13 protein-coding genes are annotated in these 11,590 nt (G+C 66.5%); 9 read left to right on the top strand and 4 right to left on the bottom strand.

Annotated features, from left to right (window positions below; translation table 11 throughout):
• Nucleotides 1–31 precede the first annotated feature (31 nt).
• The 4 genes from SP6_RS12530 to SP6_RS12515 all read left to right on the top strand — a co-directional run bounded on the left by SP6_RS12530 (nt 32) and on the right by SP6_RS12515 (nt 3,302).
• Entirely contained in the window at nt 32–400 is a 369-nt protein-coding gene (locus SP6_RS12530; RefSeq protein ID WP_037570268.1) for an endonuclease domain-containing protein, read from the top strand.
• On the top strand, nt 401–700 hold the full coding sequence (locus tag SP6_RS12525; RefSeq protein WP_007407123.1) for a proton-translocating transhydrogenase family protein: 300 nt from the start codon (nt 401–403) through the stop codon (nt 698–700).
• 23 nt (nt 701–723) lie between these two features.
• Nucleotides 724–2,235 carry an NAD(P)(+) transhydrogenase (Re/Si-specific) subunit beta gene (locus tag SP6_RS12520; protein WP_037570271.1) on the top strand — a complete coding sequence of 504 codons (1,512 nt, stop codon included), beginning with the start codon at nt 724–726 and terminating at the stop codon, nt 2,233–2,235.
• Between the two features lie 119 nt (nt 2,236–2,354).
• Complete coding sequence (locus tag SP6_RS12515; protein ID WP_007407122.1) at nt 2,355–3,302, top strand: winged helix DNA-binding protein; 948 nt, start codon at nt 2,355–2,357, stop codon at nt 3,300–3,302.
• 1 nt (nt 3,303) lies between these two features.
• Here SP6_RS12515 and SP6_RS12510 read toward each other — a convergent pair whose 3' ends face one another.
• Nucleotides 3,304–4,128, bottom strand: a complete 825-nt coding sequence (locus tag SP6_RS12510) for an oxygenase MpaB family protein (RefSeq protein ID WP_007407129.1) — start codon at nt 4,126–4,128, stop codon at nt 3,304–3,306.
• A 220-nt stretch (nt 4,129–4,348) separates the two neighbouring features.
• Between SP6_RS12510 and SP6_RS20455 the strand changes: the two genes are divergently transcribed.
• Together SP6_RS20455 and SP6_RS12505 are read left to right on the top strand one after the other, a co-directional pair.
• Entirely contained in the window at nt 4,349–5,089 is a 741-nt protein-coding gene (locus SP6_RS20455; RefSeq protein WP_227876571.1) for a DNA/RNA non-specific endonuclease, read from the top strand.
• Nucleotides 5,076–5,492, top strand: coding sequence for a hypothetical protein (locus SP6_RS12505; RefSeq protein ID WP_037570262.1), 417 nt, complete (start codon nt 5,076–5,078; stop codon nt 5,490–5,492). Before SP6_RS20455 ends, SP6_RS12505 begins: the two co-directional genes overlap by 14 nt.
• A 15-nt stretch (nt 5,493–5,507) precedes the next feature.
• Here SP6_RS12505 and dapF read toward each other — a convergent pair whose 3' ends face one another.
• Nucleotides 5,508–6,443, bottom strand: coding sequence for a diaminopimelate epimerase (gene dapF / locus SP6_RS12500; RefSeq protein WP_007407120.1), 936 nt, complete (start codon nt 6,441–6,443; stop codon nt 5,508–5,510).
• Between the two features lie 147 nt (nt 6,444–6,590).
• Between dapF and SP6_RS12495 the strand changes: the two genes are divergently transcribed.
• The 3 genes from SP6_RS12495 to SP6_RS12485 all read left to right on the top strand — a co-directional run bounded on the left by SP6_RS12495 (nt 6,591) and on the right by SP6_RS12485 (nt 8,647).
• Nucleotides 6,591–7,154: a helix-turn-helix domain-containing protein gene (locus SP6_RS12495; RefSeq protein ID WP_007407130.1), complete on the top strand. Its 564-nt coding sequence runs from the start codon at nt 6,591–6,593 to the stop codon at nt 7,152–7,154.
• Nucleotides 7,151–7,948 carry a glutaminyl-peptide cyclotransferase gene (locus SP6_RS12490; RefSeq protein ID WP_170170588.1) on the top strand — a complete coding sequence of 266 codons (798 nt, stop codon included), beginning with the start codon at nt 7,151–7,153 and terminating at the stop codon, nt 7,946–7,948. Before SP6_RS12495 ends, SP6_RS12490 begins: the two co-directional genes overlap by 4 nt.
• 225 nt (nt 7,949–8,173) lie before the next feature.
• Nucleotides 8,174–8,647 carry an Rrf2 family transcriptional regulator gene (locus SP6_RS12485; RefSeq protein ID WP_042469138.1) on the top strand — a complete coding sequence of 158 codons (474 nt, stop codon included), beginning with the start codon at nt 8,174–8,176 and terminating at the stop codon, nt 8,645–8,647.
• On the opposite strand, the gene SP6_RS12480 is transcribed toward SP6_RS12485, so the two are convergent.
• Together SP6_RS12480 and SP6_RS12475 are read right to left on the bottom strand one after the other, a co-directional pair.
• Nucleotides 8,648–9,859: a DUF1501 domain-containing protein gene (locus SP6_RS12480; RefSeq protein ID WP_227876572.1), complete on the bottom strand. Its 1,212-nt coding sequence runs from the start codon at nt 9,857–9,859 to the stop codon at nt 8,648–8,650.
• Nucleotides 9,860–9,868: 9 nt separating this feature from the next.
• On the bottom strand, nt 9,869–11,395 hold the full coding sequence (locus tag SP6_RS12475) for a DUF1800 domain-containing protein (RefSeq protein ID WP_050794235.1): 1,527 nt from the start codon (nt 11,393–11,395) through the stop codon (nt 9,869–9,871).
• Nucleotides 11,396–11,590 lie beyond the last annotated feature (195 nt).

Here is an 11,590-nt window from a genome sequence, read left to right as displayed (position 1 = left end):
GCGCCACCTCCCCTTGCAGGGGAGGAAGTAGGTGCTGCAGGGCGACAGCAGCCTTGGCGGGCGTGCGCGGGGCTTGCGGCAGTCGATGTCGCCGCCGGAAATTACCTTATGGCAGGCGCTACGCCACCGTCCTGGCGGCCTTAAATTTCGGCGGCAGCATCCGTCGGGGCCGTATATCGCCGACTTTTATTGCCACGAGGCACGGCTCGTCATCGAAGTCGATGGCGAGGCGCACGGTTGTGATGATCGACTGAAACGGGATGCTCGAAGAGACATTTGGTTTGAGGCGCGCGGCCTGACGACGCTGCGCATCGCCGCTGTTGATGTCCAAAGCGACATCGAGGCAGTCGTTCGACATATTCTGGCCGCCGCCGCCCAGTGCCGTTCCGGGGAGGATTAAATGGACTTCATATCGATCCTGTCGATCTTCGTGCTGGCGTGTTTCGTCGGCTATTATGTGGTCTGGTCGGTGACGCCCGCGCTGCACACGCCGTTGATGGCGGTGACCAACGCCATTTCCTCGGTCATCATCGTCGGCGCGTTGATCGCCTCGGCGGCGACCTCGGGGGCGACTGGCTCGGGCGTGGCGAAATGGTTGGGGCTGGCGGCGGTGGTGCTGGCCAGCATCAACATCTTCGGCGGCTTTGCGGTGACCCAGCGCATGCTCGCCATGTACCGCAAGAAGGAGAAGCGCTCGTGATCGCCCCCGTATCACCTGCGCCCCTGCCCGGACCGCTCGGTCCCACTGTCCACGCCGTCGCCGCAAGCCCCTGGGTCTCGCTCGCCTATCTGGTGGCGGGGGTGTGCTTCATCCTGGCGCTGCGCGGGCTGTCGAGTCCAACGACCAGCCAGCGGGGCAATCGCTTCGGCATGATCGGTATGGCCATTGCGGTCGTGACGACGCTGGTGACGCATGTGCCGTTCACGTCTCTCGGGGCCAGTAACAATTTCGATGACCGCAGCGTCGATTGGATCGCCATACTCGAAATCCTCGCCGCCATCGGCCTCGGTGCCCTGATCGGCATCACCACCGCCCGCCGCATCGCGATGACCGCGATGCCGCAGCTGGTCGCCGCTTTCCACTCGCTGGTCGGGCTCGCCGCCGTCGCGGTCGCCTGTGCCGCGTTCCTGAACCCCGTCGCCTTCGACATCGCCGACCTGGTCGTGCCGCTGATCGGCCAGCCCTTTGCCAGCATCCATGTCGTCAGCCGGGTGGAGATGGCGCTGGGCGTCGCGATCGGTGCGATCACCTTTTCGGGATCGGTCATCGCCTTCCTGAAGCTCAACGGCAATATGGGGGGCAAGCCGATTCTGCTGCCCGGCCGTCATGCGCTGAACCTTGGCATTCTCGGCGCGATCGTCATTCTGGTCGCGATGTTCACCCGCGATCAGGCGCCGTGGATATTCTGGACGATCACGATCCTGTCCTTCGCCATCGGCTTCCTGCTGATCATCCCGATCGGCGGCGCGGACATGCCGGTCGTGGTGTCGATGCTGAACAGCTATTCGGGCTGGGCGGCCGCCGCGATGGGCTTCACGCTGCACAATAGCGCGATGATCATCACCGGCGCGCTGGTCGGCTCGTCGGGCGCGATCCTGTCCTACATCATGTGCCGGGCGATGAATCGCAGCTTCATCAGCGTAATCGCGGGCGGCTTCGGCGCAAGCGATGCCGGGGCGACCGGCGGTGGCGCGGCGATCGATCGCCCATGGAAGCGCGGCAGTGCCGAGGACGCGGCCTTCCTGATGAGCCAGGCCGAGCAGGTCGTGATCGTCCCCGGTTACGGCATGGCGGTGGCCCAGGCGCAGCATGTGCTGCGCGAGATGGGTGATCTCCTCAAAAAGGAGGGCGTGCGCGTCAAATATGCCATCCATCCGGTCGCGGGCCGCATGCCCGGGCATATGAACGTGCTGCTGGCCGAGGCGAACGTCCCCTATGACGAGGTGTTCGAGCTGGAGGACATCAACGCCGAATTCGCGCAGACCGACGTCGCCTTCGTCATCGGCGCGAACGATGTAACCAACCCGGCGGCCAAGACCGACAAATCCTCGCCCATATACGGCATGCCGGTGCTCGACGTCGAAAAGGCCAAGACGGTGCTGTTCATCAAGCGCTCGATGGGCGGCGTCGGCTATGCCGGGGTCGATAATGAGCTATTTTATCGCGACAACACCATGATGTTGCTGGCGGACGCCAAGAAGATGGTCGAAGAGATCGTCAAGGCGCTCGGCTGAGTGACCGATTCGGGCTGACGTCGACTCCCGGACGGCGGCCCGGTCGCGGACAGGTGGTGTCGGGCGCGGGGCCCGCACGCCGCCATGATGCGTGACCGTAAACGAAGGAACGGGCCCGCATGCGCGGGTGGCGGGGAGCAGAATTGGACCAGCTTAATCCTTATCGCGACGGTTTCGCGGTCGTCCTGATCAGCACGCCGGCCCTGGCGGGCGCGGCGACACAAGCCGTGCAGCAGGCCGGCGGGCGGGTGATGCGCAGCATCGACTGGCCGGCGGTCGCCGAGGAGATCGGGCGACAGGCGGGGCGCCCGCTTTTGCTGATCGATACGCATGGTGCGCCGGCGACGGCCATGGAGGTCGCGCTGGCGCGGATCGATGCGGTGGCAACCGCGCTCGACCTGCCGATCGTCGTCAGCCTCAGCACCCAGGACATCGACCTGGTCGCGGCCATGCTGCTCGGCCCGCGCGTTGCCATGCTGTGCGACGCCAGCGAACTGGAACTGGTCGCCGCGCTGGCCGTGGCGGGCGCGACCAATAGTGGTGCGACGATGGTTCACAGCCATTTCCATGAAGGCGAATCGGAACGCCTGCGACAGCTCAATGCCGAAGTCGCACGGATCGCCGAGGTGCTGGCGCGACTGTCGACCGGCGATGAGGAGGAGCGGCGCGGCGGCGGAGTCAGCGACCGGCATCAATCCTTCCATGTCGCCGCGACGCGTCCCCAGCCGGGGGATGCCGAGCTGATCCGCCGGATGATCCGCGCGCGGCGGCTCCGTGACGGATTTTTCGGAGCGGGTCTGTTCGAGGAGCCCGCCTGGGACATGCTGCTCGATCTTTATGCCGCGCATCTGGAGGGGACGCGCGTGTCGGTATCGAGCCTGTGCATCGCCGCCGCCGTCGCGCCGACCACCGCGCTGCGCTGGATCGGCAAGATGACCGAGGCCGGTCTGTTCACGCGGCAACCCGATCCGGTCGACCGGCGCCGCGCCTTCATGGTGCTGACCGAGCGGGCGCTGGAGGGAATGCGGGCCTATCTGGCGGCGGTACGGCGGCTGGGGACGACCTGACTCAGCCGGCTAGCGCCCAGCGGATCGCGCCGCCCAGCCGCCGCGTGCCCAGCCGGATTGCGGGGCGCATCGCACTCGTCGGCTCCAGCCCGTGCAATCGTGCGGCCCAGTCGGGCAGCAGCGCGATCCCCGCCTGGGTCAGCCACTTGCTGACCGGCACCAAGGCCGCGCTGGGGGCCGGCTGGTTTAGCAGCGTGCGCGCGACCGCCCGCGTCCTTGCATCGACGCGCAGCTCAGTGCGAATCGAGGCCAGAAAGCGCGCCAGTTGCCGCCGATCCTCTGGCACATCCTCCGCGCCCAGCCGCCGGGCGAGCATGGCCATCTCCGCCAGATACTGGTCGGCGCGTGCGTCGGGGAAATCGGGGTCGCGATAGGTGCGGTGCGCGCGCAGGAAACTGTCCACCTCGGCAGCATGGACGAAGGTCAGCAAATGCGGATCGTCGGCGGCATAGGGCGTGCCGTCGGGCAGGGTACCCTTCACGCGGGTGTGGACGGCACGGACCCGCGCGATCATCCGCTCGGCCGCTTCGGTCGAACCATAGGTGGTGACCGAGATGAACCCGGCCGTCCGCCGCAAGCGGCCCGCCATGTCATGCTGGAAATTGCTATGGTCCCAGACGCCGGCCAAGGCGGCGGGGTGGAGCATCTGCAACAGCAGCGAGGCGATGCCGCCCGCCATCATCGCGGTGAAATCGCCATGCACTGCCCAGGTCGCCGAACCGGGACCGAACAGTCCGTCATCCCCCGGCGGCCGCGACAGATCGAGCCGGTCGCTGCCGACCACGTCGCGTATCTGGTCGGCGATCTGGCGGCGGACGGGGCGCATGAGGCGGTAACGCCCGGTGTTCTCAATATGTTGCGTTCGAATCCATCAGCCAAAGAGCGTTTCGGCGGAACGATATGGGCGATGCGAAGCGGACGTCGCTGCTTGACTTGTTGGAAAATGTTGCTCAAATGTTCTCACCGCGCGGCAAGGGCGGGGCGGTATGATCAACATATCAGATGATGAACGTCGGCGAGCATTCTCCACGTGGTTGAGGAGTGGCGTGTTGCCGACTGTGCGGCAGGCGGACGGAACGGAACTCAAGTTCAATCCCTGGCACGATCCCAAGAACGGGCGTTTCGCATTCGTCGGCGCAGGACAATATCATGGTCGATGGCGTGGCGGCGGATTCACCGGCGGGGGTGGCGGCAGCGTCGGGGGCGGCGGGGCAACGGGCCCTGGATGGGAAGCGCCTCAGCGCAAAGCTCGTCAAAGCACCATAAACGGATCGATTGACGCCAAAAATTCCCGAGCTCATGGGGCAAAGACCTCGGGCGCATCCGCTGCGGGTGGCTCGGCCGGCGAGCCACTTCGGACGGTCGTTCGCAACGGCTATACGTATGAAATCGACGCCCGGGCCCGGACACGACGCGTTTCCGGCTCGCTGACCCTGGCGCCCGTGTCGGTGCGTTCCCGGACGTCGCAGCGGCAAGCGGGAGGATCGGAGCGCCGATCAAGCGATGACGGGGGCCATTATATCGCCGCGCGCTTCAATGGCCCGACCGAGGCGTTCAATCACTTCGCTCAAGATGCGAACTTCAACCGAGGGAAGTATCGGCTTCTAGAAAATGAATGGGCGGGTGAAAAACGCGCCGGTAGGACCGTGACGGTTAGGATCGTTCCGCAATTCGGTGGTAATTCCTCGCGACCATCGACGATCGATGTTCGCTGGATTGTCAACGGCAACGCGAAGAGCGTAAAATTCCCCAACGAACGGTGGGAGAAGCGCCGTGACGGAAAGTGAGTCGGAACGTCTGTTGGACGAGATCGGGCGGTTGCTGATGGAGGACGATGAATATCCGTCGGAGCCCACGCTGCTCTATGCGCAACTCGATCACAACATGATCGGCGAATCGATTTTCAAGGAACTCGGCAATCAGCTTCTCTACCGATGGCCCTGGAACGAGCGACAGGCCTATGCCCTTCTCGAATTATGGGAGGGGCAACAGGGGCCGGATCGTTGGTCGGAGCTCGAATATGTGATCCGCGATGGCAAATTCGAGGTCGTCTACATCTACCCGGATGAAATCCGTCCAGGCGAAAACCTGACGGAGCGCCGCGAGCGGTCGCTCCGGCGGCATTTCGGGGACAAGCCCATCGTCTATCCACCCTGGGACGAGGATGACGGTCTGGTCTATGACATGTAGCTCGCCGGCCCGGTATCATCCCCGCTTGGCGGCGTCCCATGCCGCGATCTCGTCGGGGAAACGCCGCTCCATGACCAGGTCGCTGGCCGTCTCGGTGCCCAGATCGACCTCGACCGATCCCGCCCATTCATAGGTCGCATTGCCCGACAGCGTCACCATGCCGTCCTCGCCCGCAAAGGCGCGGACCAGTCCGCCGCGATTGAACACCACCGTCGTGCTGTCCCACGCGATGCGGCCGGTCAGGCAGGCGGCATAGGTCGAGGCCGCCATGGCGCTGCCGCAACTGTCGGTCAGGCCGACGCCGCGCTCGAAGGTGCGGACGAACAGCGTATCGCCGCGAACCTCGACGAACGAGACATTGGCGCGCTGGGGCAGCCAGTCGGGCCCGGCCTCGCATATCTCGCCCAGGCGGACCAGTTCGGCCTCGTCCACCGTCTCGACGAAATGGACGAGATGCGGGTTGGGCATGGTGACCGCGGTGAAGCGGCGCGCGCGGTCGAGCATCGGCAGCACATCCTCGACGAGCCGGTCGGGCGCGCCATGGATGGGCCAGGCGGCAGTCGAAAGCCCCGCCGGCCCTGCGGTCTCGCGCACCGTATAGACGCCCGGCATCAGATCCTCGTCGCGCACGGCGGTGGCGTAGGAGGTCTTGAGCCGGACCGTCGCGGCGTCGATCCCCAGCGCCTCGAAACCGGCGCGCGCGACGCAGCGGACGCCGTTCAGGCACGTCTCCGCCTCGCTGCCGTCGCTGTTGCGCATCACCATGCCGAATTCGGCGTGGTGGTCGCCGGGTACCAGCAGCAGCAGGCCATCGCCGCCCACCGGCCCGGCCCGGTCGGCCAGCGCCCGCGCCACGCCCGCCCATTCCGCCTCGCTCAATGACAGCGCGCGCGCGTCGATCATCGGGAAGTCGTTGCCCGAGCCATGGCATTTGACGATCGCGAACCGCATCGGCGGCACCTCCGGAAAAGTCTGTCAAGCCGCCCGCTTAGCCCAGCCGGTGTCGGGCCGCCAGCGGTGCCGGGGCTTGCCATCGCGGTTGGACTGTCGGACACAATGTCGGATACGGGGAACCCGGATGGTTCAAAGGAGAGGGCGATGATCACCGCGATCCGCGAAGTGCGCCGTGCCAAGGGCATGACGCTGGACGATGTCGCCCGCGCCTGCTGCCCGCCGACCACGCCGCAGACGATCGGGCGGCTGGAGATGGGAACGCGGACCGTGTCGCTGCCTTGGCTCAACCGGATCGCGGCGGCCCTGGGCTGTACCACCGCCGATCTGGTGACCTTGCCGATACGCGAGACCTTGCCCGTCGCGGCCTTGCTGGGCCCGCGCGGCGCGGTCGCGCCCCGGACCGCGCGCGTGGTCTCCCCACCCTGCGCCGCGCCGGGGATGATCGCGGTGACGGTGACCGGCGCGGTCGGCGATTATCGCGCGGGCGATGAGCTCTGGTGCGAGCCCCTGGGCCCGGATAGATTCGCCGAGGCTATGAATCGCGATATCCTCGTCCCCCGGCCCGCCGGCGGCTATGTCTTTGCCCGTCTGGCGGGCCGGCCCGGCGACGGGCTCCATCTGCTGCCGCTCGAGCCCGGTGCGGCGGGGGTAACCATCGTGGCGCCGGCTTGGATCGCGCGGGTCGCACGGCTGGTGCGTACGCTGTGACGTGGCGTCGCTTGCTGCTCGCTTTGGCGCTGGCGCTGCCGGCGGCTGCGCCCCAGACGCCGCCCGCCACCCCCGTTGCGGCCCCCGCGCCGCCGCCGGTGGAGAAGCCCATACTGGTCCACAGCTATCCGCATGACAGCACCGCCTTTACCGAAGGGCTGCTGATCGCCGATGGCGCGCTGTACGAAAGCACGGGTCGCGAGGGGCAGAGCGTGATCCGGCAGGTCGATCTGACGAGCGGCAAGACGCTGCGTCAGGCGACCGTGCCCGACGGGCTGTTCGGCGAGGGGATCGTCGCCTGGGGCCCGGAACTGCGCAGCGTCACCTGGCATGGCGGGCGCGGCTTTCGCTGGAGTCGGCCGGGGCTGAAGAAGCTCGGCGAATGGAAATATGCCGGCGAAGGCTGGGCGATGACCGACGATGGTCATCAGATCATCCTGTCGGACGGCACGTCGCGTCTGCGCTTCCTGAACCCCGCGACCATGGCGGTCGCGCGCACGCTGGACGTCACCGTCAATGGCCGGCCGCTCAAATATCTGAACGAGCTGGAATATATTGACGGGCAAATCTGGGCCAATGTCTGGATGACGCCCTATATCGTGCGGATCGATCCGGGCAGCGGTGAGGTGAAGGGCGTCGTCGACCTGAGCGAACTGGTCGCGCGGGCGGGCGTTACCGATCGGGACTCGGTGGCCAATGGCATCGCCTATGACCGGGCGAAGCACCGGATCTTCGTGACGGGCAAGAATTGGCCCGAACTGTACGAGATTCGTCTGAACTCGTCCGTACGCTGACGCCGGGATGCGGGTCTTCGCTTCATAAGGGGCGAGCTGGCCGATGTCGCGGCGGGAATCGGGGCCGTTTTCGGCGTCTGGTTATCGATGCCGGCTTGCTATCGATGGCGGTCTAAGACTAACCTGGATTATTAACGGCTTGGCCAAGCCTCGTTATACCATGCTGGCCAGTAGCCGATGCCGGGCATCCGGAGCCCGGAGCGGCGTGAATAGGAGCAGGAATTCTTGCCGACCAATACGCGTTTCGTCGTCTCGCTGCACATGCTGGCGCTGCTTGCCGACCATGGCGACATGCCCTTGCGCTCGGAGGACATCGCCGCCAGCGTCAATTCCAACGCCGCCGTGGTGCGGGCCCTGCTGCTGCGGCTGGCGAGCGCGGGGCTGACCCGCTCGCAACTCGGCAATCGCGGCGGGGCGATGCTGGCCCGGCCCTCGTCCGAAATCCGGCTGGTCGACGTTTATCATGCGGTGGAGGATCGCAATTTCTTCGCCTTCCATCGCCAGCCGCCCGAGGGCGAAAGCCCGATCGATCGCCATATCACCCCCAGCCTGGAGGCGATGCTGACCCCGGTGCGTGAGGCGCTGGAGGAAAAGCTGGCCGACCTGACGCTGGACGATGTGCTGACCGACATTCGGGCGCGGGCGGGGGTGTCGCAAATCCCGTTCGAGCCGATGGCGCTGGCTAGTCGTAGCGTCTGATCAGACGAGGTTGAGATCGGTCGGGCGCGTGCTGGGGAACAAGGTGCCCAGCCGGTCGGCCGACAGCCCGAACTGGCGTGCGACCAGCCCGCCGATCAGTCCGCGATAATCGGTCAGCACCGGCAGGTCGCGATTCTGGTTGAGCGTCGCGGCGGACAGCGCGACCTGTTCGCCCGCCATGCGGCCGCCCGAAACGCCGCCGCCCAGCACCCAATAGATGCTGCCATGGCCGTGGTCGGTGCCCCGGTCGCCATTTTCGCGGAAGGTGCGGCCGAACTCCGACACCACCACCACGGTCGTCGTCCGCCAGGCCTCGGGTCCGATCGCTTGGACAAAGCCGGCCAGCCCGCGTCCCAGCTCGCCGATCCGGTCGGCGAGATAGCCGGTCGCGCCGCCCTGGTTCACATGCGTGTCCCAGCCGCCGACATCGACAAAGGCCAGGTTGAACCGGTCGCGCATCAGCGTGCCGATCCGCTGCGCCGACAGCGCAAAACCCTTGGTCGAGACGGCACCCCGGCTGGCGGCCTTCATCTCCTGGTCGAGCGTCTTGTAGACCGTGTCGCGCACCGCAAAGCCTTCGCTGACCGAGCGGGCGAGCTCGGGATGATCGGCGTACATGCTCTGGATGAGCGAGGCCTGACGCTGGTCGATCGGCTTGCCGACATTGGCGAGCGCGAGATTAGGGATCGGATCCTCGCCGCCGCGAAAACAGAGTGGCAATTGGTCGGTAAAGGCGATCGGCCGCTCGCCGGTGCCCAATATATCGGCCAGTCGCGCCATGAAGCCCGAGCCATAGTCCCGGTGACCGCCGACCGGCTGGCCCAATTCGATCGTGTCCTGCGTCTCGAAATGGCTGCGGCTCATATCGTCGGTGCCGGCAAAGGGCACGAACGCAATCTGCTTGGCCTGCCAGAGTGGAAGGATGGAGTCCTTCAACGCGGGGTGCAACGCCCAGTCGGCATCGAGCGGCAGCGGCGCGTTCGGGTTGCCGGGATCGGGCTTGGGCAGCGCGATGGTCGGGCGCGACTGGCGGTAGAAGTCGTTGCCGCTGGGGCTGACGATGTTCACCGCATCATAGGCGCCGCGCAGAAAGACGACGAGCAACCGGCTGCCCGCCTGGGGCGCGGCAAAGGCACGGCCGGCGACGACCATCGGCGCCAGGGCGGCGGCGGTGCGCAGCAGGTCGCGGCGATGGACATGGGGAATCATCATCGCATCCTCCTATCGATGCATGAAGTCGGGCGAGGAGAAATAGAGCGCATTCCACTCCGCCGGTGATTTGGCCTGACCCAAGGCGGCCAGCGTCGGCTTGCCGAGGGACGGCATCCGCGCGGCGAGGATGGGCGAATCCTTCAGCGCTGGTGGCGGAGAGGGCGGGGGCGGCATCGCCGGATCGGCGTCGGGCGCCTGGAACAGCCGCGCCGCGCCGCCGCCGATCTGTCGCGCGATGTCGAACCGCGCCGCCATCTGGCCGGGGGCGGACCAGGCCGCGCTGGACAGGTCGTAGCCGTCGGGCGTTTCGTGATCATACAGCCCTTCGCCCATCTGGCGGATCCAGCCGATGATCGGGCGGACATTGATGACGGTGCGGTCGCCATAGCCCAGCCGTACCGCCGAGAGCGTATAGCCGACCGGATCCTTGAAGCCGCTGCCCAGTGCACCCGAAAATTCGCGCGCGCGGATCATCGTCTTCAGCACCGCGGCGATGTCGCCATGCGTTTGGCGGAAGGTCGCGGCCATGCGCGCGACCAGTGCGGGCGGGGGATCGTCGCCCATGAAATAGGTCGCGATCCGGCGCGAGACATGGGAGGCGGTGGCGGGGCTGTCCGCGATCAGGTCCAGCGCCTGTTCCACCTCGGCAAAGCCCGATCCCTTGATCTCATGCCCCAGGAAATGCTTGGTGCCGAAATCGTGGCGCGCCGGATTGAACTCGAACAGCCCGGCGCGAAGATAATAGGGCTGGAGTGCGGGCTTCAACTTCGGCGCGTCGGGCTTCTGGTCGACGCCGACGCCGGTCAGGATGCGTGCCAGTTCCTGCACATCGCTTTGCGTATAGCCCGAGCCGACGCCCATGGAGTGAAGCTCCATGATCTCACGCGCGTAATTCTCATTGATCTTGCCGGCGGCGTTCTTGTCGTTGTCCAGATAGCGCAGCATGGCCGGGTGGCGCAGCGTCGCCTCCAGCAGATCGCGATACCGGCCCAGCGCATGGGTGCGGATCGTCTCCTCATAATCGCCGACCATAGCGCGGATGTCGCGCTTGCCTGCCTGGACGTTGAAATGGTTGAACCAGAACCAGGTCATCCGCTCGCGCAACTGATCGGGCGAATAGAGAGCGCGCAGGATGAAGCGGGTGCGGGCTTCGTCGGCCAATCCGTTCATCGCCTTTTGATAGGCCTGGCGCGCGGCCTTTTTCTGCTCGGGGTCGGTGATGGCCTTCAGGTCGCGCTGCATCGCGTCGGTTCCGACGACGAGCGCCGCAACGGGCTCGCGGCTGATGCGCAGGCCACCGATCTGCGCCTGGATCGCCGGGGGGAGCGGATCGATCCGGTCGTCGAGCTGGTGGCGCAGCCAGCCATCGCTGCCGGGAGGCGGGCCGGTCTCGGGCGCGGCGGAGGGGCCCCAGCCGAGCCGCTCGGCCCAGGCGCCCTCGCGGCCTGCATCGGCGGCTTGAGCGGGCATCGCCGCGACCAGCGCCGGCACCATCATCCACGGGCACGCGATCCGCACCATGAATTCGCCATCCATCTTGCCCACGCGCCGACCGATCGGGCGCGGGGCTTCCTAGGAGGGGATATGGGACCGTGCGGCTGAACCCCGGCTTTCCCGGTCATGAAAAGCGCGTCAGCGGACGGACATGAGGGTGTGCAATTCCTCCCCTGTAGGGGAGGTGGCAGTGCGGAGCGCTGACGGAGGGGTGTCGCCCCATCGAGAGCGGGACAC

Source organism: Sphingomonas paucimobilis NBRC 13935 (assembly GCF_000739895.2).
Lineage (GTDB): Bacteria > Pseudomonadota > Alphaproteobacteria > Sphingomonadales > Sphingomonadaceae > Sphingomonas > Sphingomonas paucimobilis.
The sequence above is the reverse complement of the archived record's forward strand: the minus strand, read 5'-3'. Positions and strand labels throughout refer to the sequence as shown.